General features: G+C 49.7%; 21 protein-coding genes. 10 read left to right on the plus strand and 11 right to left on the minus strand.

The genetic code is table 11. From position 1 onward, the window contains the following. Positions 1-117 precede the first annotated feature (117 nt). Positions 118-324, minus strand: coding sequence for a hypothetical protein (locus tag ACYVIC_RS04720; RefSeq protein WP_460857733.1), 207 nt, complete (start codon positions 322-324; stop codon positions 118-120). Between the two features lie 325 nt (positions 325-649). On the opposite strand from ACYVIC_RS04720, the gene ACYVIC_RS04725 reads away from it, so the two are divergent. Beyond that, entirely contained in the window at positions 650-880 is a 231-nt protein-coding gene (locus tag ACYVIC_RS04725) for a hypothetical protein (protein WP_460857817.1), read from the plus strand. Between the two features lie 138 nt (positions 881-1,018). Beyond that, complete coding sequence (locus ACYVIC_RS04730; RefSeq protein ID WP_460857735.1) at positions 1,019-3,211, plus strand: plasmid pRiA4b ORF-3 family protein; 2,193 nt, start codon at positions 1,019-1,021, stop codon at positions 3,209-3,211. Positions 3,212-3,276: 65 nt separating this feature from the next. Here the strand turns inward: ACYVIC_RS04730 and ACYVIC_RS04735 are convergent, their stop codons facing one another. Next, entirely contained in the window at positions 3,277-4,104 is an 828-nt protein-coding gene (locus tag ACYVIC_RS04735; protein ID WP_460857737.1) for a putative porin, read from the minus strand. A 261-nt stretch (positions 4,105-4,365) separates the two neighbouring features. Between ACYVIC_RS04735 and ACYVIC_RS04740 the strand changes: the two genes are divergently transcribed. Next, complete coding sequence (locus tag ACYVIC_RS04740; RefSeq protein WP_460857738.1) at positions 4,366-4,749, plus strand: DUF4920 domain-containing protein; 384 nt, start codon at positions 4,366-4,368, stop codon at positions 4,747-4,749. Between the two features lie 27 nt (positions 4,750-4,776). On the opposite strand, the gene ACYVIC_RS04745 is transcribed toward ACYVIC_RS04740, so the two are convergent. From ACYVIC_RS04745 to ccoG, 4 genes are all read right to left on the minus strand, one after another. Next, the gene (locus tag ACYVIC_RS04745) at positions 4,777-5,322 is read right to left on the minus strand and encodes a DUF6942 family protein (RefSeq protein ID WP_460857740.1); all 546 of its coding nucleotides are present in this window, start codon (positions 5,320-5,322) and stop codon (positions 4,777-4,779) included. Positions 5,323-5,392: 70 nt separating this feature from the next. Further along, entirely contained in the window at positions 5,393-6,034 is a 642-nt protein-coding gene (locus ACYVIC_RS04750) for a thiol:disulfide interchange protein DsbA/DsbL (protein WP_460857741.1), read from the minus strand. Between the two features lie 49 nt (positions 6,035-6,083). Further along, the gene (locus ACYVIC_RS04755) at positions 6,084-7,079 is read right to left on the minus strand and encodes a serine/threonine protein kinase (protein ID WP_460857743.1); all 996 of its coding nucleotides are present in this window, start codon (positions 7,077-7,079) and stop codon (positions 6,084-6,086) included. A 1-nt stretch (position 7,080) separates the two neighbouring features. Continuing rightward, positions 7,081-8,505: a cytochrome c oxidase accessory protein CcoG gene (ccoG, locus tag ACYVIC_RS04760; protein WP_460857744.1), complete on the minus strand. Its 1,425-nt coding sequence runs from the start codon at positions 8,503-8,505 to the stop codon at positions 7,081-7,083. Between the two features lie 261 nt (positions 8,506-8,766). On the opposite strand from ccoG, the gene ACYVIC_RS04765 reads away from it, so the two are divergent. Both ACYVIC_RS04765 and ACYVIC_RS04770 read left to right on the plus strand, forming a co-directional pair. After that, positions 8,767-9,129: a hypothetical protein gene (locus ACYVIC_RS04765; RefSeq protein ID WP_460857746.1), complete on the plus strand. Its 363-nt coding sequence runs from the start codon at positions 8,767-8,769 to the stop codon at positions 9,127-9,129. A gap of 14 nt (positions 9,130-9,143) precedes the next feature. Next, a complete protein-coding gene (locus ACYVIC_RS04770) occupies positions 9,144-9,566 on the plus strand; it encodes a DUF3010 family protein (RefSeq protein ID WP_460857747.1) in 423 nt (140 codons plus the stop codon). A 6-nt stretch (positions 9,567-9,572) separates the two neighbouring features. On the opposite strand, the gene ACYVIC_RS04775 is transcribed toward ACYVIC_RS04770, so the two are convergent. The 3 genes from ACYVIC_RS04775 to ACYVIC_RS04785 all read right to left on the minus strand — a co-directional run bounded on the left by ACYVIC_RS04775 (position 9,573) and on the right by ACYVIC_RS04785 (position 11,496). Further along, a complete protein-coding gene (locus tag ACYVIC_RS04775; protein ID WP_460857749.1) occupies positions 9,573-9,911 on the minus strand; it encodes a replication protein RepA in 339 nt (112 codons plus the stop codon). After that, positions 9,868-10,566 carry a nucleotide-binding protein gene (locus ACYVIC_RS04780; RefSeq protein WP_460857750.1) on the minus strand — a complete coding sequence of 233 codons (699 nt, stop codon included), beginning with the start codon at positions 10,564-10,566 and terminating at the stop codon, positions 9,868-9,870. The genes ACYVIC_RS04775 and ACYVIC_RS04780 overlap by 44 nt, the downstream gene beginning before the upstream one ends. Before the next feature lie 171 nt (positions 10,567-10,737). Beyond that, a complete protein-coding gene (locus ACYVIC_RS04785) occupies positions 10,738-11,496 on the minus strand; it encodes a peptidylprolyl isomerase (RefSeq protein ID WP_460857752.1) in 759 nt (252 codons plus the stop codon). A gap of 273 nt (positions 11,497-11,769) precedes the next feature. Here ACYVIC_RS04785 and ACYVIC_RS04790 point away from each other — a divergent pair, with 273 nt between their 5' ends. After that, positions 11,770-13,713, plus strand: coding sequence for a coiled-coil domain-containing protein (locus ACYVIC_RS04790; protein WP_460857753.1), 1,944 nt, complete (start codon positions 11,770-11,772; stop codon positions 13,711-13,713). 29 nt (positions 13,714-13,742) lie between these two features. Here ACYVIC_RS04790 and ACYVIC_RS04795 read toward each other — a convergent pair whose 3' ends face one another. Next, positions 13,743-15,062 (minus strand): sensor histidine kinase, encoded by a 1,320-nt coding sequence (locus ACYVIC_RS04795; protein WP_460857755.1) that lies wholly within the window; start codon positions 15,060-15,062, stop codon positions 13,743-13,745. Further along, positions 15,052-16,401, minus strand: a complete 1,350-nt coding sequence (locus ACYVIC_RS04800; RefSeq protein ID WP_460857757.1) for a sigma-54-dependent transcriptional regulator — start codon at positions 16,399-16,401, stop codon at positions 15,052-15,054. The genes ACYVIC_RS04795 and ACYVIC_RS04800 overlap by 11 nt, the downstream gene beginning before the upstream one ends. A gap of 241 nt (positions 16,402-16,642) precedes the next feature. Between ACYVIC_RS04800 and ACYVIC_RS04805 the strand changes: the two genes are divergently transcribed. The 4 genes from ACYVIC_RS04805 to ACYVIC_RS04820 are packed head-to-tail and all read left to right on the plus strand — an operon-like array spanning position 16,643 to position 22,163. After that, on the plus strand, positions 16,643-17,893 hold the full coding sequence (locus ACYVIC_RS04805) for an efflux RND transporter periplasmic adaptor subunit (protein WP_460857758.1): 1,251 nt from the start codon (positions 16,643-16,645) through the stop codon (positions 17,891-17,893). A gap of 10 nt (positions 17,894-17,903) precedes the next feature. After that, positions 17,904-18,605, plus strand: coding sequence for an ABC transporter ATP-binding protein (locus ACYVIC_RS04810; protein ID WP_460857760.1), 702 nt, complete (start codon positions 17,904-17,906; stop codon positions 18,603-18,605). Beyond that, on the plus strand, positions 18,598-21,030 hold the full coding sequence (locus ACYVIC_RS04815; RefSeq protein WP_460857762.1) for an ABC transporter permease: 2,433 nt from the start codon (positions 18,598-18,600) through the stop codon (positions 21,028-21,030). Before ACYVIC_RS04810 ends, ACYVIC_RS04815 begins: the two co-directional genes overlap by 8 nt. A 35-nt stretch (positions 21,031-21,065) precedes the next feature. Further along, the gene (locus ACYVIC_RS04820; protein ID WP_460857763.1) at positions 21,066-22,163 is read left to right on the plus strand and encodes an MBL fold metallo-hydrolase; all 1,098 of its coding nucleotides are present in this window, start codon (positions 21,066-21,068) and stop codon (positions 22,161-22,163) included. Positions 22,164-22,272 lie beyond the last annotated feature (109 nt).

Consider the following 22,272-nt stretch of genomic DNA (forward strand, 5'->3'; position numbering starts at 1 on the left):
GTGTGACGAATCATCACTTGTTCTTCCCTTTTTGTCAATTGATATATCTGATCTTTTATACAGTATTTAAACAGTATGATCATAAATACAGCAATCGCAAGGTCATAGAGCTTAGAACTAGACGGTGGTACATGAATAGGCTCGTTCAAGTGCATCAGTCACATCAAATGACAGCCCCGAATCAAACTCAACTCCATCCTTACAAACTGCCCAGCTATAACCACCGCGCCAGCGGTCCGGGTTGTCCTCTATATAAATAGTAAAGCCGTTAACCTCTTCCTCATACGGCACAGTCAGGTCGTTATCAGAATAGGTGCTTGGCATAGTTTTACTCCGGTTGCTGAGTTAACCAGAGTATTTACCCACAGCAGTGCAGATACCACGGACGATAAGTCACATTTGCTGTTTTGTCATGCCGGCAGCGGCAATTTACCCTCTACCCAAAACTGCTCTGCGCTAAAGCTATGCAGCTTAGTTTCGCCGTTGTGTTTTAACGCTACCTGCAAAAAATCCCACACCAGCCAGTATTTAAAGTCGCTGTTGGCGTAGTGCCCTGTCGATTAAAGCGATGACTATCGACATATCAAGCCAATCGCTGGCTAACGTGTCGATAAACAACAAAAAAATCGACATATAAACTGTGTAGCTTATCTTTGAGCAACCCTATTGCCGTATCAGTAATCTGGTCGAAAAAGACATCGCCAAACGGCAAACTGCGTCGGTGTATTTAAAACAGCTGGTGGATGCTGGTGTATTGCAAGAAATCGTATCGGGAAAAGAAAAGCTTTTTGTCCATCCAAGGCTGGTGCAACTGATGACTCAGGATAGCAATGAGCTTATCCCTTACAGTAGCTACGGGGTAAGTTTGTCAGCCCTCTAAAGTCCATTGCCGAAAACTACTCTGCGCTAAACGGCGTGTAGCTGTGTTTTGTCAGGCGGTTTAGCCAATACGTGCTGGGCAATGACGTTCAGCTTCGGTAAGATTTGGCATCTTTAAATAAGCATGACCGCCTTCGCTATGACCAAGTTGAATAAAACCCAGCAAAAGCAGTTGCAGCAACTGCTGGTAAAACTGCAAACCACGGCTGCGTTTGACAATTTTGATGCCCGCCAGCATGAAGCTTTGCTGGAGCTTCCCGCTACAGTGTTGTTTTTAACCGATAGCCTGTTGCAGCAAGCGCTAACGGAGCAAGCGGTCGATGCGCATTTGTTGTTGCTAAAGCACAGTGCGTGGTTAAGTAAGTTAAATTACTCTGTCCAAGAGGCGGTAGCAGCGTTACCAGCGCAACTGGAACAGCGGCTTGGTTGCTACTTAACTATGCCTGAGGCTGATGTCATAGTGGTGCGCGCTATTCTAACCAATCTGTTTCAAGCTGATCTGCAGTTGAGTGAGCCGCTAATGCAGCAGTTTCAGCAGCGGGAGCAGGCGATGTTTAGTCAGCAAAAACCCGATATCGACATTGCTGTTCAGCCTGAAGTGCAGTTCGGCCAGTTTTTAGCGCAGATTGGCGCTGAATTAGCTGATGCGGATAGTTTTGAACTGGCTGATTATCTGTTTAGCCAATTTAGCACCTTGCCAGCGGCAGCGTTACAAATTTTACCGGCGCTGCTGTTACGGCAAAAGGATGTCAGGCTGCAGCAGTGTGCCAGTTTGTTTTTACTGCACCCAAACCGGCAATTTCGCCAGGTTGTGTATGGCATTTTGCCGCAGCTGGCAGATGACAAGCTGTTGCAAGGTTTAGACTTGCAACGCTTTATCTGGTTGCGAAATCTGGTGCCAGCCAATGAGCAAGCAGTGCTGGATACCGTGATTAAACAGTTGCAGCGACAGCAACTGTTATGGCAAGCCGATGCGGCGGTGAAAATTCTCAGGTTGTATGTTACGCCGCTGGATGCCAGTGGCGCTATGGCACTAAATGCTGAGCTGCAACTGGCTAAGCGCTACCGTTTTTTCAGTTGCGTACTGAAACAGGGCGTGGGCGTTAAAGATGCGATGATTTCCCCTGCTATCAGCCGTACTGACATTAATAACATTCGCCGCGGCTTTAGTGAAGAGTTGCCACTGTGTGATATCAGCGCAGAGCAAATGACCGCTTTGCTGGCGCATTTTTTGGTGGACAACCGTGCAGCGGGTTCTCTGCCGTTGTACTTGATACAGTTTAAACAACTGCTACCGACAGCCTGGAATGCGCCACAGCGGCTTGATGCTGCAATGGTTAGTCAGATGCTGCTGGCTAACAATGGCACTGAACGGCCGCTTGAGTTGGCAGATTTTATTAGTGGTTGGGCAGCAGAGCATCCAGATTGCCGCACGGCAACGCAGTACATTAAAAACGTCATAGAGCCCGAACGGGCGCTGTGGCAAGAGCGTTGTTTAGTTTGTGCTTATGCCTTTGCCCAAACCGCAGAAGATGTAGGCCACTTGCTGGAGGCGGCCAATGCTATTGCCAGTGGCAAACCATTAGCCAAGCAGGCGCTCTTTCAGGCAATTGCAGATGAAGCTACCCAGCCAGCATCCGGGCTGGATGCTTTTTTTCAGCAGGTACTGGAAAAAAGTCGCTCTGAGTTAGTTGATAACGATGACAGCATCTCACTGAGTGACATGCTAGCCGAAATTTGGGCTGAGGCACCAGAGGCCTTTGTGCCAGAAAACCGGCCAAAACGCGCGGTTTACCAGATAAAAGTGCAGTTAAAAGACAGTAAACCGCCGATCTGGCGCAATATTGAACTGATGAATACAATTAGCCTGGCTAAATTGCACGACATTTTGCAGCTTGCTATGGGATGGAGCGACGAGCACGGCTACGAGTTTTACCAAAAAAATTTGCGTTTTCTACCCGACTGGGTAGATGCGGGCTTTGATACCTTTACGGTGCAGGAAGCGCAGTTGCGTGATTTGCTGCAGCAGGTGAATGACAAAATGCATTATGACTACGATTTTGGTGATAACTGGCGCCATATCATTAGTTTGCAGAAAGTTTTGCCGGCACAACGCAGCAATTGCAAAACGCAAATAATAAAAGCGCGCGGGGCTTGCCCGCCGGAAGATACTGGCGGTATTTATAGCTATAACCAGCTACGCGAACGAGCCGCCGATCCAACAGCCGCTAAGCATAAAGCCAGTTGCCGCGAGCTGGGTGTAAAATCAGGCAAGTGGGACCCGGATGCCGTTAACATTGAGCTGCTGAATAAGTTGCTGGCAGATATCTAAACCGGATGCATAAAAAAGGGGCAACAACTGTTGCCCCGAAGCGCTAGTGTAGCTACCAAGGAAACTTAGAATTGGCCGGTAACGCCTAAGCTGTATGTCTTAAGCGCTGAATTGTCTGTGTTGCTGGCAAAACGGGCTTCTACTGCCCAGTTTTGTGTGAAGAAATGCTTGGCATTCAGGCTGTAGCTGTCGGCTTTGTTGTACGCAAGGCCAACAGAGGTCATTTTGCTGAAATAATAATCGGCTGTTGCTGCCCAGGCTGTGCTGCCATCGTTGTCGTCAATTGAAATGCCGGCAGCAATATAGCGGCCTTCATTCAGGCTGGCGAAGTATTTGCTGCTGATACCAAAGTAATCGAATTCATCATCGGTGTAGGCAGTAAAACCAACATAATCGCTGCCCTGCAGCTGGTGGTTGTAACTGGCAGAAAAGCGATAATCGGTGCTGCTGTCTTCTGTTTTAAAGGCTTCGGCGCGCACGATAACATTATTAGAAACCAGATAGCCCAAACCCAGCTGGTTAACATAGCTGCCACTTACGCGGCCGTGATTGGCTGAAACGACCAAACCATTTTCAGCGAAATATTCACCGCCAATGCTCCAGGCATTGTTGTCGGATACACGGTTATAAGATGCCGAGATATTGGTTACTTTGTTAATGTATTCAAACTGATCTAACGGGCCTAACGTCACTTTTTTGTTGATAAAATAGGTGCCGTTTAATTGCCAGTTATTACCCATAAATGTGCGGGTTAGCCAGATATCGTCTTGCAGGTCCACATAGTCAAAGCGCTCATGAGTAAACCTCAAATCTGTAAATATCTGATATTCTTCAGCAGATACTAATGGTGAGGCCGCCAGCGCGATAACGGGTAATATATATTTTAACGTCATTGTTTTACTTCTCCTGGTTAGTCTTTGCGGCGCGCATACTACAGCTGGTATAGGTATTTGTAAAATAATAGTGTCAATAATTTCACAATAACTATTCCAAATGTTTACTTTCTGACCTGAAGCAGAAAATAACCAACTAGTCTGGCCGGAGTTGAAGCCGCTTTTGTGGTTGGCAGTCTCTGTCAGAGTGGCTGAACTTTGTCTTGCCTTTGGCGCTAATTGTGCCAAAAATGAGCGCTGACAACACAGGGAGTAAAGACAATGAAAGCATTTTTAGCGCTGGTAATGGCCGGCATAATTTGTAGCGCTCAGGCTGCGACCCTCTTTGGCGATAGCGTAGATAAAACCGCCGTATTACCGGTTGCACAACTGCTGACAGAGCCGCAAAGCTATCTGGATAAAGTGGTAACCATTAGTGGCACCGTAGACTCGGTGTGCAGCAAGCAGGGCTGCTGGATGAAGTTCACTGCAGAAAGTGCTGCCGGGCCGTTCCGGATTAAAGTGCGTGATGGTGATATGGTGTTTCCGCTCAGTGCCAAAGGCAAAACAGCTTACGCTACCGGCACTGTGCGATTATGGCCACAGGGCGAAGATGAGCCAGATGCGTATCAACTGGTGCCGACAGCAGTAGAAATAGCCGATTAAGCCAGGCTGGTTAACCGCCGCCGTACATTATGGCGGCGTAGCTAATACCTTTATTAACCCGGCCAGATAAGCCAGCTTTTCATTGTTCAACTGCCGGTAATCAAAGTAAGGGCATACTATCACGCGGTGGTGCTGATCAATGGCAAACTCATGATTCAACCAGCTAAGCTGGGCTGACAGGCCGGCGTCCAGTAGTGCTTTGGCATGCGTGCGCCCGGCGATGATATGCACCGTTTTCGCTAGAGGCTGAAACTCAGGCGCGCTAAACAGTAACGCCGTGTTGCTGGCAGCCTGCAGCAAATGTTGCTCACGATACAGCTGCCAGCTGCTGGCCTGTTGTGTAAAAGTAAACTGCTTAACATCCAGCGCAAACAGCAGCTTGGCGTAGACATTAAACACCTTACGCCAGCCATTGCCGCAGGCGCGGTTTATTAGCTCTATTTCGCCGCTCTGCAGTGGCTGTATCGACGTTAAATCAGCATATTCGGCCATTGGTGGCCGGTTGGCAATATAGACCCGGATAATGGCTGCAGCAGCGCCGAAGCCAGAAGCAGGTGTAGTGGATAATGTCATGGCTAAATACTCTTAGGGGCGCAGCAAACAAAAAGGCAGCCGTGGCTGCCTTTGGGTTTTTTCAGCCTGCTCAGGCATCTTTTTCCAGCAAGTAGCTGATCAGTTCCTGTAATTGGCTTTCCATATTGCGCCGGTCCAGCGCTTCGTTGTTAATACGGTATTTGCCATTCACGACTAGCATAGGCACACCGGTTAGTACACGGCGCTCGGATAAGTCATCCTGCTCTTTCTTCATTTGATTGGCGCCACCGCGGACAGAAAAGCTTTTCATGGCTTTGTCATAGGTTTCGCCGTCGATATCATGGATTAACACCAGGTTGCGGATATCATTTTCATTGGCAAAAGGCGCGCGTGCGCGATGAATTTGATTAAAGATGGCATTGGCAACCTGATCGCCTTTATCCAGATTTTTGGCTACCAGATAAGCACGGGCCAATGCATTTTGTATTTCGGGCGAGGCGGCACGGATAAAGTCGACATGCGATTTTTTAAACTCTACGCCCTCTGGTAGCTTTTTAGCCACGCTTTGCGCCACCGGTTCAAAGGCCGCACAGCCACCACAATAAAATGAGAAGTATTCTTTTACTTCTGGTTTGGCGGTAGTGGTTTCGGCTATAACGTCGTAGTGTTTGCCTTGCTCAAATTTATCATTGGCGCAGGCAGCCAACGGCAATAATAATGTCAGTACAGCGGCAGATAACAGCTTTTTCATTTTAACGATTGTCCTTAGTTAGACCGGATGGCCACAGCTTAACAAATTCTCAGTAATCCGGCACCAATGATAATGGTGCATGTTGTAGTGCTGATAGTTGCTCTTTTAACATCAGACACTGTTGTTCCCAGTATTTGTCTGTAGCAAACCACGGAAAGTTCAGCACAAAGGTGCCATCCTTCCAGCGCCGGGCCAACCATGCCATATAATGGATCATACGCATGGCGCGCAGTGGCTCTATAAGCTGCAACTCTGCCGGGTCAAAATCACAAAACTGCTCGTATTCGTCCAGCATCAATTGCAGCGTATCGCGTTGCTCATAGCGATCGCCGGATAACATCATCCACAAGTCCTGAATTGCCGGCCCCATGCGGCAGTCATCCAGATCGACAAAAAACGGTGCTTCGCCAGCGTAAAACAGATTGCCGGCATGGCAATCGCCATGTAAACGGATAAGTTGTTGCGGTTTATACTGGGTGCTGGCCAGGGCAATTACCTGATCGAGTACAGTAAAAAAGGCGCTTTGCAGATAATCCGGGATCAGCGTTAATTGCTGCAATACGTCGCGGCTTTGCACTAAGTGGCTGTCAATACTAAACGCCGGGCGGTGCAAAAAGGGTTTGCTGCGGCCAACCTGATGCATACGGCCAAGAAAACGCCCTAACATCGCCAACTGCTCGTCGTTATCGATTTCCAGTGTGCGGCCGCCACGGCTGGGAAACAGCGCAAACTGATAATCCTGGTGCTGCAGTACTGACTGACCGTTAAACTGCAGCGGTGCTACAACCGGTACTTCAGCGGCTGCCAGCTCAAAGGCAAAGTCATGCTCTTCCTGCAATTGCGCTGTGGTCCAGCGCTGCGGCCGGTAAAATTTCACCACAAACTTTTCCGGCCTTAAGGCGTCAGCGTTATAGGCACTAAACTGATATACCCGGTTTTCATAGCTGTTTAGTGCCAGCAGGCCAGAGCTGACATCCAGGCCGTACTGGCTTAACGCATCTACGATAGTATCTGGCTGCAGGCCACTAAAATCAAAGTTGGCCATCTTAGTTCCCGGTAAAAAACGTGCTGTCTTGCAGCAGCTGATGCTGATCAGCCTGGCTTACACTAAAGTGGATGCTAACCGATTTCGCTGTCGTGGCATATGGGTCCATTACCAGGCTTATTGGCACGCTGCGGGTTTCGCCACCCTCCAGTGTTACCTGCTGCGGGCCAATCCAACTGACGGCGATATCGGCATTTACCGCCAACTGATAACTAACACTGTGTTGCGATTTGTTGGAAATACTAAGGGTATAGGTGTTCTCGATCAGGCCATCATTACTAATGCGATATAGCGCGCCACGGTCACGGATAATATTCATTTCAAACGGTACCCGGCTGTATAGAGTCCAGGCAAAGGCGCCGCATACCACTATCAGCACCAGCAGATAGCCCAATAACTTCGGTCGCAATACTTTGGTCGGCTTGCCGTTTAAGCTGTGCTCGGTAGTGTAGCTGATGAGCCCGGTCGGGTAGCCCATTTTGGTCATGGTGTCGTCGCAAGCGTCTATGCAGGCGCCGCAGTTAATACACTCATACTGCAGGCCATTACGAATATCGATACCAGTGGGGCATACCTGTACACAGAGGTTGCAATCGATACAATCGCCCAGCCCTTTGTCTTTATAATCTTTATCTTTACGGCTACGCGGGCCGCGGTTTTCGCCGCGCTTTTCATCATAGGTTACCGTAAAGGTGTCTTTATCAAACATCGCTGATTGAAAACGGGCATAGGGGCAAATGTGGGTGCACATAATTTCACGCATCCAGCCGGCATTACCATAGGTGCACAGAGTAAAAAACAACACCGATAGCACCGCCCAAAAACCGGCCTGTAAGGTAAAAAATTCGATAAATAAGGGCCCGACCGGCGTAAAATAACCAACAAAAATTAGCGAAGTTAGCAGCGAAAATGCCAACCAGCAAAAGTGGGTGGCGGCTTTTTTCATAAACTTGCTGACAGACCAGGCATCGCTATCCAGTTTCATTCGCTGATTGCGCGTGCCCTGAATTTTTTCTTCAAACCAGATAAAGATAAATGTCCATACCGATTGTGGACACAAATAACCACACCACACCCGGCCGTAAAAGGCGGTGATAAAAAATAGGGCGTACGCGGCAATAATAAAGATCCAGGCCAGGATGGTAAAATCCTGCGGCCATAAGGTCAGGGCGAAAATGTTGAATTTTTGCTCGGTAATATCCAGCAAAATAGCCTGATGGCCGTCATATTGCAGCCAGGGCAGCAGCATAAACAAACCCATAAACACAAAACCCATGTAGCGACGGATCGCCTGATGCAGACCTTTTACTGCCCGCACATAAATACGATCGCGAGGCGCATAGCTGCCGCTGTGTGTTGCTTTAGGCTGGTGTACCTCAACATGTACCGGTATATTTTTAATATCTATTCTATTTTTCTGGTCCACGGCTTGCCCCGTTACTGCTGACTATGCCGCCAAGTATAACAGTTGGCGGGCTAAATTATTTGACCTGAAGCAAAGCAATATCTGTGCCTGCCGTAATTAAGCGTTAATTCACAGGTTTTATCGCAGATTTGTCAACAAGGTTTACGATTTTAGCTGGCAATCTGTAACCAATGTTTACACTTTTAAGCTGGTAACGTCTGCAATGCAGACTTGGCCGGAATCCGTTACAATAGCGCCATTGCATTAGCGGAGTTACCAGCAATGAAGAAGTTTTTCTGGTTAGTAGTGATAGTGCTATTGGTGCTGACCTTCTCAGACCACGAGACTATTAAACCTTATCGGGATATGGCCTATGACTTATTAGTAGATAAGGTAGCAATAGCGGGTGATAACCAGGAGGCGGCACTGCGAAAAACGCGTAAGCAGTTGTTGCAGTTAGCAGAGCAATGGGGCGACAGCCAACGCGAGTATTTGCAGAAGCATACTGCCAGCATCGATAGCTTGCAAAAATTTCGTCGCAGTTACTGTTTAAATAACGATTTTAATCCGATTCTGTTTGGCGAAGCGCTGCGGCAAAGTTGCCAAGTGATTGAACAGAACTATGAAAACCTGATCAGACCCTGACCGAGGAATGGCCAATGCGCACCTGTGGAATAGAAATAAAAGGCAGCGAAGCAATTATCTGCCTGATGATATTAAAAGATGGTTTGTTTGAACTGCCTGATTGCCGGCAAAATCGTTTTGCGCTGAGCAAAGATCAGGATCAGGAGCAAATGCGTCACTTTCAGTTTACCTTTGCTAAGTTTATTGAAGACTACAAAATTTCTCAGCTGGTAATCAAAGAGCGGCCGCAAAAAGGCAAATTTGCCGGTGGTGCAGTGGGCTTTAAGATTGAAGCGGCCTTGCAATTGATCCCAGGCTGTCAATGCACGTTGTTGTCAGCGAATGAGATTAAAGAAAAGCTAAAGCGCTCGCCGTTGCCGGTTGAATTTAAAACCACAGGGTTAAAAGTATTTCAGGAAACGGCCTTTATTACGGCCTATGCCAGCTTAGCTAAATAACCTGGTTTAATCGTCCTTTTTTAGCGGTTTATCTGCCGGCAGGTTAACGTTGACATTGCTTGTCCGGCTTGCTTGTAGAATAAGTTTACGGAGCAATTTGGATTTGGCCTCGCCGGTAAGCTGGCTAAGCTCGTTTAGCGCGTCTATTGCTTCCTGACTCAGCGTAAAAGTGGCATGACGCATCGGTAACCGTGTGGTGTCATCTTCTTCAGGTAATTGTTGACGCAAGCGAACTATGCGTGGCATACCCATCGCATAGTCATTTGCGTCATCAATAAAGTCGTCAGCGCTAATTTTGGTATTAGCGGTTGGCTGCGACTTTTTCTTCAGATCGGTCAGCGCCATCTTCTTGTATCGCCTTCATTGCCATAAGTTCAGTGACTATATCACGGATTTCCTGTGCGGCTTTGCCGTCAGGCTCGACATCCATTACCGACAAGCCCTTTTCTTCGCTGTCGTCATAGGTGTTTCTGTTGTAGGTTATGGCATCCAGCACGCGGATATTAAATGATCTACATACATCTTTGGCATCCAGAATGCGACTGGCCTGATTGGGCAACGAAGGGCTTTGGGTGATAACGCAGCCGACAATCATCTCAGGGTTAACCACGTTGCAGGCGCTGACTAAATCTTCCAGATGCTCCAGTGTTTTTAAGTCGCGCCGTTTTGGTCGCAGCGGAAACAATACATGGCTGGCCACCACCATGGCAGAGCGCAGCGCAACACTGTCCTGGCCGCCGCAATCTACTATTACGACATCATAGTGCATTTCGAGGCTTTTTAGCTCATAGCGGATTTTGCCGTACATTTGCACGCAGTTAATCCATGGCAGGGCCGGGTCCATGTGGCGTTCCTGCACCCAGTCTGAGGAGGTGCGCTGTGGATCGCAATCAACCAGCATTACATTGGCGTTTTTCTCGCGTGAAAAATACACTGCTATATTCTGCGCCAGACAGCTTTTACCGCTGCCGCCTTTTTCTCCACCCACTAACAAAATCATTGCCGTACCCTCATCAACCGGCCGCTATTACTGTAACAGCTTCAGCCTAAGCACTAAGTGTAGATGACAATAAAAAAACAGCTAAAATCAAAGTGTATTTTGTAGATAACGCCGGCATCAATAAACGAAAACGGAGCCTGAAGCCCCGTTTGTCTGTGAGTTTATCCGGGCTTATTTCCGCCGGAGCAGTGCTAACACGCCCAACGACAGCAGCCACAACCAGCCGCTGCTGCCGCCACTACTGTCGCTGCCGCCGGCGGCACCGGTATTGGTAGTCGGGACTAATGTCAGACCTGCTACCGTATTAGGCCGGGCGTCAACCACTACGATAGACTCAATCACAACAAAGTTTTCTGCTACCAGCGGTTTGTTGTCGCTAAAATCATCAGCGCTGTACTGGCGCAGCGGCACGTTCGTTAAACCGTTAAAGGAAAAACGCGGTAAGCCGGCAATAGCATCGGCAACTGCCATACCACTGCTGCTGATCTGGCCAAACACAGTAAAACCGCTGTTTTGGAAATCCAGATTGGCGGCATTGTTGCTCAGGTTAACAAACCATTGATTTGTCGCGCTGTTAGCATTACCGCCCACTTTAGCCATAGCGACAGTGCCACGCACATTCGACCATTTCGGTTCATTCACTATAGGTGCATTAGGTGTCACTGCTTTTAATGGCAACGCCTGATCAAAAACAAAACCGCCGCCCTGAATAACAAAGCCCGGCTCTGAGCGGTGCATTACCGTACCGTTATACTTGCCGCTGTTTACGTAGCTAAGAAAATTCTGCACGGTGACCGGGGTGCTTTGGTCATACAAATTAATTTCAAACTTACCCAGGTTAGTTGTTACTTCTACTATGGTAGCCTGAGCCAGACTGGTGTAGCCTAAAGCAAGCGTTGCCAGCAGGGTATTACATAATTTTCCGGTCATGTTATCGGTTCTCCTGTTTAGTGCGCAGCAGCATAAAGGAGCCGCGTGGTCGAAAGCCAGCGGCATAACAATTAATTACGCTTATAGCTAAATGTTAAGCTGATGTTCATTTTGCCGGAGTAGCTTAAAGCCGTTTTGTCTTGCTGGTTAAGCGATACAATGAAAAATAAATGTAATTAAAATTTGGCTTTAGCGAAAAACCTTTTAGAATATCCGCTTTGGTTTTAACCAGTATTTGTTGTACTTTCACCTCGCCTGTTGGAAACAAGAACGATGACGCAATATAGTGAAGTTAAGAAAATCTGTGATGAGTTGCAGAAAACCGGCAAAGCAGTTTCGCTGGATTATTTAATTTCAAAGGTACCCGGTGCTCAAGCCAGCTTAGTTGTGCATTACCAGAAATGGCGTAATGAACAGGTCAATCGTGCCAGGCCGGAGCCGGAGCCGGAGCCTGTCGGCGTACCTAAGGTTAAAAATATGTCAGAGTCTAAAAAAGCACCTGAGAGCGACAACACCACGGAGGTTGAACAGGCTACAGAGTCTGAAACTCTGGCCTTGAGTGCAGAGTTTTTAGCTGCGTTTAAGCGCGAAGCGCAAGCGCATTCAAAGAAACTGACAGATCAGCTTAATCTGCAGTTACAGCAGGCTATGCAAGCCGAAGTGCTGGCGGCAGAACACAATCGCGAGTTGCAGCGACAGGTTGACCAGTTGGAACAGCGCAAAGCCGAACTGGAAAACAGCTTACAGCAGCAACAGCAGCAACTGGCTACCCAATCAGAAAAATTTGCACTGCTAGGTGACGAGCGCGATGAGGCGTTAAGCCAAAACCGCTACCAAAGCGAACAACTGCAGAAAACCGGTGCCGAGTTGGAAAAAAGTACCGTAGAACTGGAGCAACTTCGCTCTGAACTGGCCTTAGCCGATCAGGAACTAAACGACAGCAAAACCAACCTGGCGCAACTGCAAAACCAGTTAGATGAGGTGCGAAAACAAGCTGACAGCGCACAAACAAAAGCTGAGCAGGCTAGTGCTGAGGCAGAACAGCTGCAACTTAAACTGATTGCCGCGCAGCAGGTACAGGAAGAGCTTGAGCAGCAATTACAAAGTGAACAGCAACAAAATCAGCTGCGATTGCAACAGCTGCAGGCTGAACTGGCCGCTGCTGAACAAGAATTAGAGCCGCTTCAGGCTAAAGTGGGCGACGCTGAAAAACTACAACAGCAGCTTAAACAGCTGCAGGACGCTGAAGCAAAAGTTAAAGCAGAGCTGGATAAAGCTCGCCAGGATAGCAAAAAAGCGCTGGATGATTTACAAACCCGTGATCATGATGTCACCGAATTACAAGCTATGCTGGACGAGTTTGAAAGCAAGCTGCAGCAAGCAACTAAAACTGAAACTCAGGCGGTGGCCTTAAACAAACGTCTGCAGGCGCAAATTGAGCAGCTAAAGAACAGCAGTGGCGAGATGTCAGATGCGGCAGCACAGCATAGCGACAACGCAGAACAGCTCAACGCGTTGCAAGCTGAGCTTAATAAAGCGCAGGCGCAGCTTGATGAGTCTGAACAAACAATTGCCACGCTCAGTGCAGAACGTGATGAAGCGATAAAAGCGCTTGAGCTGGCAAAGCAATCTGCACCGGCTGGCATAGAAAACAGCATTGTAAGTGCGGAATTAGACTCAGCCGTATCTGCAGAATATGAAGCTCAGGCCAAAGTTGCTGCTGACACCATTGCCCGGCTGGAAAAAGAGCTGGAAGAGCTAAGCAAACAACTAAGCGAGCTGAATAAAGAGCTGGATCATAGCAAGCGTGACGCTGATGTGCAGCGCGATAGTGCAGAAAAAGCGCAGGAGCAGCTGGATGCAATGCAAAAAGCACATAGCGATGATATCGATGAGTCGCAGGATATTCAGGCAACCCTGGAGCAGCTACGAGCCAACAATGCCATGCTAAAAGAGCAGGCTGCGATAACAGCTAATCACCAGAACGAGCAACGTGAAATGATCCGTCAACTACGCGAAGAGCTGCAGCAACAACGCGATCAGGTAGCGGATATGCAACTGGAACAGGATAAACTTAGAAAGCACAAATCTCAGCTTGAACAACAAGTTAGCTTTGTTAAAGACAACGCAGCAGCAACTATCGAACGCTTAACGCGTTATCGTGAACAGGCACAGGAAAAAATTGAAAAGTTAGAGAAAAAGCTTAGCGGACAGTAAAGCTTCCGACCCACGGTTAAATTCCATGTTTACTGAGTAAAGCGGATACGAAAACAACTGCCGGGTGTTTCACCCGGCACGTACTCTAACTGTGCATCCTGCGCCTGTAACAATGCCCGCGACAAACTTAAACCGATACCAGAACCTGTTGTCTTAGTAGTAAAAAACGGGATAAACATCTGCTGCGCAACCTGCTCACTGATGCCAGGGCCGGTATCAATAATATCTAACTGCCATTGCTGTTGTGCGTTGCGTTGCAGCACCACACTAAGCTGTTGCTGTTTGCTGTGTTGCATAGCATCCAGCGCGTTTTGTAGCAGGTTAATCAGCACCTGTTCTATCAGTGCTTCATCCAGCCATAGCATCGCCTGTGCCGGTAGTTGAATATCAGACAGTACCCCTTGCTGAGCCAAAGCCTGACGCTGTAAAACCAGGCAATTATTGATGATGGTTACCAGATCAATATGCTGTAACTGCGGTTGTTGTGGTTGGCTTAGCTGCTTAAACGCGAGGATAAACTCAGTCAGATGCTGGCCACGGCGGTTAATAGTAACCAGCGCTTCGGATAAATCCGCATGGTCATCCTGGCTAAGCACGGCGCCAGCGGGTGGTAAAATTTGCCGGCAACTTTGCGCCAGTGATGCCATAGGCGTAACCGAATTAGCAATTTCGTGCGTTAGTACCCGGGTCAGCTGCTGATACGCCTGCACTTCCTGTTGTAACAAGGCCTGATTAATACTTTGTAATGTCACGAGTTTACGCAGCTGGCCCTGAATACGGCTGCAAACAATGCTCAGCGCCAGCCGGTCGGAGTAGCCTGCTTGCTGCCAGTGTAACTGGCCTTGATAATGCGTGCTGGTTTGGCTCAGTATCGCCAGCAATGGCTGCAAGCTGGCGTCATCAAAACGGCCGAGCTGCAACTGTTGGTATTGCGCTGCCGATAACAACCGCTGCGCTGCGGGGTTAGCCTGTAATAGCTGGTTGTTGTCGGCAAACTCCAGTACAGCAATATCCAGCTGACTAAGCAACGTTTGCAGATATTGCGCTTTGGCCTCGGCCTGCTGCCTGCTGTTGCCCAGTTGCTGTTGTACCTGCGTTAATAAGTGCTGCAGTAGCGGCTGGCCGCGCAGCGTCAGTGAGGTATCCTGATTGGCCAGTGCCTTTAGTACCAATGCCGTTTGCCGCTGCAGCGCACGATTGTGGTGCCAAACCAACCCCACCAGCAGCAATGCACTAAGCGTCAACAGCAGCGCCAATGCTGATGGCCCGGCCAGCCATTGCCGGTATGCCAGCAACGTAAGTAGCGCAAAGCTGCTGAGCAATAGCAGTAAACGCAGATTATAGGCCATATTTCTCCAACCGCCGGTATAGCGCACCGCGGGTTAAACCAAGCGCCTTCGCGGCGTGGCTGACATTGCCCTGATAGTATTGCAGCGCCTGACGGATGGTTTTCTGTTCAACAAAATCCAGCAGAAAATCAGTGTCCGCTTCCAGCGCAGTAGTCTCAGGCGCAGCGAGCTCTTTTGTCTGCAATTGACTGAAATCCAGCGTATTACCGTCAGCTAGCACCACAGCGCGCTCTACCGCGTGCGCCAGCTGGCGCACATTACCCGGCCAGTCGTATTGCTGCAACGCGCGCAGGTCGCTGTTGCTGATCTGTAAACCGTCACGCTGATACTTTTGGCTGTAATGCTGCAGATACCAGTTTAGCAACAGAGGAATATCGTCTTTGCGCGCACGTAGCGGCGGTAAAACAATTTCGACGGTGTTAATCCGATATAGCAAATCCTGACGGAAGCTACCTGCTGCAACCGCCTGATACAAATTGTCGTTAGTGGCACAAATTAAGCGGATATCGACCGCAACCGGTTGGCCGGACCCCAGCGGAACCACAGTACGGTTTTGTAGTACGGTTAACAGCTTGGCTTGTTGTGGTAAGGCAAGGTTTGCCAGTTCATCCAGTAGCAGGGTACCGCCATTGGCTTCGACAAAGCGGCCGGGGTAATCGGTTTTTGCATCGGTAAAGGCACCTTTTTTATGGCCAAACAACTCACTTTCCAGCAGGCTGGTGCTCAAACTGCCCATATCAACACTGACAAAAGCCTTAGCAGCGCGCTTTGATGCTTGATGAATCGCCTGCGCCACTAACGCTTTACCGGTGCCGCTTTCCCCCAGCAATAATACATTAGCATCGGTCGCAGCGACTTTTTCAATGGTGCGCAGCACCTGCTGCATTGCCGGGCTATTGCCCAGTAGCGGTATGGCGTCTGATACCTTAGGTGCACTGTGTGGCGTGAGCGGTGCTTTATGTTGCAGCGCCTGCCTTAAGCTTTGTAGCAGTTGCTCGTTCTGCCAGGGTTTGGCAATAAAGTTAGCGGCACCCAATTGCATCGCCCGCACTGCCAGCGGCAAGGCGGCATAGGCGGTCATCATAACCACCTTTAAATGTGGCTGCGCCTGAAGCGCCTGCTTTAAGTAAAACAGGCCTTCTTCACCGCTTTGCGTATCGCGGCTGAAATTCATGTCCAACAACAGCAGATCAAATGGCTGGCTGCTAAGGGCGCTCAATAGCTGCGCCGGCTCATGCAGCGTACTGACATGAGCAAAATGCTGTTTCAGGAAAATGCGGCTGGCGGTGAGAATATCCTGATTGTCATCCAGCACCAGCACAGCGTACGACTGCTTCATGTTCTCTTCCTAGCGGTTTATCACAGCACCCTACCGAAAACCGTATTCGCACGCAACAAGCTTTTAAATCCAACAAGTTAACAGTCTTTTTTAGTGTCCATTAATGGACAGTCTGCTGTACCACCAGCGGACATCTTTACCAGTGTTAAAAATTCAACGCATTGAATTTGAAAGATTTATTTGTTGGCATGTGCTTTGCGTTAATGACGTCAACCCGGATTGCTATTTTTGGAGCATACAAATGGATAAGAAAATAAGCCGCCCTGTAAAGCAGCGCCTGGTCAAGCCCGCTGTGGTGGTTACGTTGCTGGCAGCCACCGCCTGGTTTGGCAACAACTGGCAGGCCAGTGCGCAAATGTCGGTACTGCTGCCGCTAAGCTCGGTTAGTACCGCTATAGTGCAGCAACAAAGTCTGCAGGAAAGCATAGCGCTGCGCGCCAATGTGTTGCCACAGCAAACGGTGTTTCTGGATGTGATTGAAGGTGGCCGGGTAGAAGAAAAACTGGCCGAACAGGGCCAGTTTGTTGAGCAGGGTCGACCACTGGTAAAACTGAGTAACACCGCCTTGCAGCTGGACCTAATCAGCCGTGAAGCCCAGGTGACCGAGCAGATGAATTTTCTGCGCAATACGCAAATGATGATTGAAACCAACCGCTTAAACCTGAAACGCGACGTACTGGATATTGAACACCAGATAGCCACCTTAAGCCGCAATCTGGCGCAAAGCGAGCCATTGGTAAAAACCGGCGTGCTGGCGCAAGAGCACCTGCTGAACCTGCAGCAGGATTTAGGCTATCAACAGCAACGGCTGCAGCTTACCCGGCAGCAACAGCAGCAAGAAGAGGCCATTCGCCAGCAGCAACTAAGCCAGTTAAGTGACAGTGTTGCCATGCTGACAAAGAACCTCGAATTTGCGCGGCTGAATGTAAAAAACCTGCTGGTCAAGGCGCCGGTTAGCGGTTACCTGAGCGAGTTTAATGTTGAAGCCGGCGAGTCGCGTGCGCCGGGCAGCCGTATGGGCCAGATTGATATTCCGGGCCAGTATAAGCTGGTGGCTAATGTCGATGAATTTTACCTAAGCCGTGTCAGCACGGGCATGCAGGCGATTGTCAGCCTGAACCAGCAGCAGTTGCCGTTAACCGTGAGCCGCGTTGACAGCCGGGTAGTGAATAACCAGTTTCAGCTCGAGTTTAGCCTGCCGGGCGAGCACAACCTTACCCGTGGCCAGTCAGTGAATTTAACCCTGCAACTGGAAGCGCAGCAGCGCACTGCGCTGGTATTGCCGCGCGGTGCCTATTTAGCCGACAGCGCAGGCCAGTACGTGTATGTGCTGGACAGCAACAGCGCCTTAGCGCGCAAGCAGGCGGTCACGTTAGGTAAACAAAGCGCTAATCAAATTGAAATTGTCAGCGGCCTGAAGGCCGGTGATCAGGTGATCATTTCCGGCTATCGCGATTTCGCGCAAGCCGATACTATTCAACTACAACAATAAGGACTGTCCTATGATCCGGTTACAACAATTAAACCGCGTATTTCGCACTGCCGAGCTGGAAACCACGGCGCTGAACCACATTGATTTACACATTGAGCAAGGTGATTTCGTCGCCATTATGGGCCCTTCCGGTTGCGGTAAATCTACCCTGCTGAGCATTTTAGGCATGCTGGACAGCCCCAGCTCAGGCGCATACTTGTTTGACGGTACCGATATTGCAAACTACAGCGAAAAACAGCTGGCGCAGCTTAGAAAAACCAAACTCGGCTTTGTGTTTCAAAGCTTTAACCTGATTGATGAGCTGACGGTATTTCAGAATGTTGAGCTGCCGCTGCAGTATCAGGGCGTTGCCGCCGGCGAGCGTAAAACCCGGGTGGAAGCAATATTAAAACGGATGCAGATTGATCATCGCGCTGATCATTTGCCACTGCAGTTATCCGGCGGTCAGCAACAGCGGGTGGCTGTCGCGCGGGCGTTGGTGATTAACCCGGCGCTGATTTTAGCCGACGAACCCACCGGTAACCTGGATTCGAAAAACAGCGAAGAAGTGATGCAGATGCTGCGCCAGCTGAACCGCGACGGCACCACAGTAGTGATGGTAACCCACTCTGAGCATGAATCGCGCTACGCCAGCCGTATTGTGCGGATGTTAGACGGCCAGATTATTACCGAACGGGCCATGGAAGCAAAGCAGGAGGCGAAATATGCTTAACTCCCCTGCTGTTAATTCAATAGCCATGTTAGGTAATTACCTTACTACCGGCGTGCGCGCTGTACTGCGGCATAAAACCCATTTAGCGCTGAATTTACTGGGTTTAACGGTTGGCCTGGCCTCGGCGCTACTGATTTTGCTGTATGTCAGCTACGAGCGCGGTTTTGACAATATGCAGCCCGACGCTGCTAACAGCTACCGACTGGAGCAATTTTTTCTGCCATTAAACCAGCGCTTTCCGATTTCCAGCCCTGCGATGGCGGTGTTACTGAAAAACTATGACTCGCGTATTGAGGTAACGCGGATTAATACCGGTGCGCCCGCGCTGCGTCTGGCGGGCTCCAGCCAGGAGTTGACACTGGAATGGCCACAGGCAGTAGATAGCAATATTAGCGATTTTTTCCATTTTGACGTGCTGCAGGGCGATTTAGCCGCCACGCTGGCGCAACCTAACCAGATAGCGCTATCTGAGCAAGAAGCTTTACGGCTGTTTGGCAAACTTGATGTGCTTAACCAGGATTTACAACTGGGCGAGCAGCGTTACACCGTTAGCGCAGTATATCGTTTACCTGAGCAAAGCCATTTTCAGGCCGGCTCATTGCGCCGTATCAGTGAGCAAGCGGCCGCTGGTCGCCTGGCAACTAACAACGTTTATAGCTATATCCGCTTGCCAGCCGATCTTGATCAAGCCGCTATGCTGCAGCAACTGACTACTCAGTTAAACCAGCAGGCGTATGACGGCCAGCACGTGAGTAAACTGGAGCTGCGTGCCCTGACAGATATTCATCTGCACTCGGCATTAGCCTATGAATTTAAAGTGAATGGCTCGGCTACTACGGTGAATATCTGTTTATTGCTGGCGGCGCTATTACTTTTAATTGCAGCGATTAACTTTATTAATATGAGCACCGCCCGTGCCGCTATGCGCGCCAAAGAAGTGGGCGTGCGCAAGGCGCTGGGTGCCAGCCGGGGCCAGTTGTTTGTGCAGTTTATGCTGGAATCATTGTTAATCGCCTGCTGCGCCGGTTTACTGGCGGCGGTAGCGGTAGAGTTGCTGCTGCCACAGTTTAATGTGCTGGTAAACCGCCCGCTTAGCCTGGATTATGCCGGCAGCTTTGGTCTGATTTTACTGGGCAGTGTTGTCAGTGTCGGCCTGCTGGCAGGCGTGTATCCGGCGGTGTTTATCTCCGCCTTTGATGCGAAAAAAGTACTCAGCGGTCACTTTCAGCGTGGCAACACGGCTATCTGGCTGCGTAAAGGCTTACTGGTGTTACAGGGCGCTATTACTATAGGCTTGTTAGTGGCCAGTGTGGTGCTGCAGCAACAACTGCAGCTGTTACAAAACCAGCCGACTGGTTATCAGCGCGATGCCAGGTTAGTGGTAAAGGGCATTGAGAACGAGCAGCTATTTTGGGCAAGCAACCGCAGTCTGTTACAAAGCCTGCAACAGCTGGAAGGTGTTAATACTGTATCGATAATGGATATGCTGCTTACCGACACCGTCTCCCAGGCGATGGAAATTCAGCTACCGGGCCAAACGCAGGACACTGCACTGCCACCTATTTCACAGCTGGGTGCCGGCTTTAATATTGCTAAAACCGCTGGTCTGACACTGCTGGCCGGGCGCGACTTTAGTGAAACCTATCAAACTGACTGGTATCAACGCCATGACGATCATGCTACTGCCGCAGTGATTATTACCGAATCCCTGGCGCGCAAGGCCGGTTACAGCCAGTTGCAGGACGCTATTGGCCAGCAATGGTTGCTGCCGGATGATAACCCGGTGCTACGGATGCAGGTAGTCGGCGTGGTAGCTGATATTCAGGTAGGTTCAGCGTTAAAACAACAACAACCGCTAATACTGATTTGCGGTCGCTCACCGATGACCTACAGCAATATTCTGCTAAAAATGCAGCCGCAGCAGGCCTTAGCAGCCCGGACTAAGGTACAGCAATTATTGAGCGAACGGTTGCAGCGGCAGGATTTACAACTGAGTTGGTTAAATGACGATTATATCGCCATGTACCAGAACCAGCAGCGCCAGGGCGAAGTGATTGCTATCTTTGCCGGCCTGGCGATTGCGCTGACCTGTGTGGGTTTATTTGGTCTGGCTGCCTTTAGTGCCGAACAGCGCTCACGCGAAGTCGCCATGCGCAAAGTGCTGGGCGCCGGCCGCTTTAATCTGGTGAATTTACTGGCCAGCGAATATCTGCGGCTAATGGCCATCAGTGCCGTGCTGGCAATACCCGCTACCTTTTGGGCGCTGGATAACTGGCTAAGTGCCTTTACTGTGCGTATTAGCCAAAGCCCGCTGTGGTATCTGCTGGCGGCCGTAATTACCTTTGCCATTTGCTGGTGTACCGTTGCTGCGCTGGCGTGGCAGGTTGCCGGGCGTAAACCCGCCATGGTATTAAGGCAACAATAAAGACGAACAAAATAACAATGCATAAAGGATTATTAATGAAGTTAACCTTAGTTTCAGCCACCGTGCTGCTTGGCAGCACGGTGTTACTCAGCGCCTGCAGCACGCCCAATAGCGTGCAGCAACAGGTTGGCGATCAGGCGGTAATAGAGCAGATAGCAGATGGCGAGTACAAGGGTATGTACCGCAATTTGTACCGCCCAAAAAAGGGCTACCCCGATTACCCGGTAACCTGCAGCGGTGACTGTTACCCGACACACCCGGCAGTGGCTTGCAAGGCGCCGGCACAGGATTGTCAGTACACCGGCGCGCAACGGGCGCCGGAGCTTAAAACCGGTTACAGCTTGCAGTGGTTGGGCCATGCCAGTTTTTTAGTTAACACGCCCGATGGTCAGCAACTGCTGTTTGATCCGGTATTTGGCCAGTTTGACTGGCCGGTGAACTGGGCGCAGCATCTTGCCGGCATTATAACGCGGCCTTACATGCCAAAACTCACGGCCGAACAGCTGGCGGCAACCGATGCAGTGCTGTATTCACACCTGCATTATGATCATTTCAGCCATGCCAGTATTGCGCAAATTGGTACTGGCGCTACCTATTATCTGCCACTGGGCATGGCAGATTACATGCCAAAAGGCGGCTACAACATTATAGAGCAAGCCTGGTACAGCCAAAGCCAACAGGGTGAACTGAATATCCATTTAATGCCGGCACACCATTTTAACAGCCGCAAGCTGTTTAATGACGATAACCGCGCGCTCTGGGGTGGCTGGTTGCTGGAACATGGTGGAAAAACGCTGTTTTTTGCCGGTGATACCGGCTATTCCGCGCATTTTAAAGACATTCAGCAACGCTACGGCGATATTGATATCTGCCTGTTGCCGATAGCGTCTTATCATCATGAAAAAGACGGCGACTGGTATCGCTATGTACATACCACGCCGGAAGATGCGTTAGTGGCTGCAGCAGAGTTGGGCTGCAAGGTCATGATCCCCTGGGGTTATGGCAATGCCAGTTGGCAGATGGGCGATATTAGCTCGCACTCGCCATTACTGCGGTTGTTACATATGCAGCAGCAACTGGATAGCCAGGTGCCGCTGCTGATATTAAATGAAGGCGATAGTGTTAGCTTATAGCCGACATCCCAATAACAAGCTGCCGGCAAACACCGGCAGCAGCTCCAGCGCCAGCTCGCCTCCCCGGGGGGCAAAACATAGCTATGTTGTCATCCAGTAAAACTTGCCC

Source organism: Rheinheimera gaetbuli (assembly GCF_054781935.1).

Coding starts and splice junctions, on each gene's coding strand:
- ACYVIC_RS04720 (WP_460857733.1), bottom strand. CDS start 324: ATGCCAAGCACCTATTCTGATAACGACCTGACTGTGCCGTATGAGGAA.
- ACYVIC_RS04730 (WP_460857735.1), top strand. CDS start 1,019: ATGACCAAGTTGAATAAAACCCAGCAAAAGCAGTTGCAGCAACTGCTG.
- ACYVIC_RS04735 (WP_460857737.1), bottom strand. CDS start 4,104: ATGACGTTAAAATATATATTACCCGTTATCGCGCTGGCGGCCTCACCA.
- ACYVIC_RS04740 (WP_460857738.1), top strand. CDS start 4,366: ATGAAAGCATTTTTAGCGCTGGTAATGGCCGGCATAATTTGTAGCGCT.
- ACYVIC_RS04745 (WP_460857740.1), bottom strand. CDS start 5,322: ATGACATTATCCACTACACCTGCTTCTGGCTTCGGCGCTGCTGCAGCC.
- ACYVIC_RS04750 (WP_460857741.1), bottom strand. CDS start 6,034: ATGAAAAAGCTGTTATCTGCCGCTGTACTGACATTATTATTGCCGTTG.
- ACYVIC_RS04755 (WP_460857743.1), bottom strand. CDS start 7,079: ATGGCCAACTTTGATTTTAGTGGCCTGCAGCCAGATACTATCGTAGAT.
- ACYVIC_RS04765 (WP_460857746.1), top strand. CDS start 8,767: ATGAAGAAGTTTTTCTGGTTAGTAGTGATAGTGCTATTGGTGCTGACC.
- ACYVIC_RS04770 (WP_460857747.1), top strand. CDS start 9,144: ATGCGCACCTGTGGAATAGAAATAAAAGGCAGCGAAGCAATTATCTGC.
- ACYVIC_RS04775 (WP_460857749.1), bottom strand. CDS start 9,911: ATGGCGCTGACCGATCTGAAGAAAAAGTCGCAGCCAACCGCTAATACC.
- ACYVIC_RS04780 (WP_460857750.1), bottom strand. CDS start 10,566: ATGATTTTGTTAGTGGGTGGAGAAAAAGGCGGCAGCGGTAAAAGCTGT.
- ACYVIC_RS04785 (WP_460857752.1), bottom strand. CDS start 11,496: ATGACCGGAAAATTATGTAATACCCTGCTGGCAACGCTTGCTTTAGGC.
- ACYVIC_RS04790 (WP_460857753.1), top strand. CDS start 11,770: ATGACGCAATATAGTGAAGTTAAGAAAATCTGTGATGAGTTGCAGAAA.
- ACYVIC_RS04795 (WP_460857755.1), bottom strand. CDS start 15,062: ATGGCCTATAATCTGCGTTTACTGCTATTGCTCAGCAGCTTTGCGCTA.
- ACYVIC_RS04800 (WP_460857757.1), bottom strand. CDS start 16,401: ATGAAGCAGTCGTACGCTGTGCTGGTGCTGGATGACAATCAGGATATT.
- ACYVIC_RS04805 (WP_460857758.1), top strand. CDS start 16,643: ATGGATAAGAAAATAAGCCGCCCTGTAAAGCAGCGCCTGGTCAAGCCC.
- ACYVIC_RS04810 (WP_460857760.1), top strand. CDS start 17,904: ATGATCCGGTTACAACAATTAAACCGCGTATTTCGCACTGCCGAGCTG.
- ACYVIC_RS04815 (WP_460857762.1), top strand. CDS start 18,598: ATGCTTAACTCCCCTGCTGTTAATTCAATAGCCATGTTAGGTAATTAC.
- ACYVIC_RS04820 (WP_460857763.1), top strand. CDS start 21,066: ATGAAGTTAACCTTAGTTTCAGCCACCGTGCTGCTTGGCAGCACGGTG.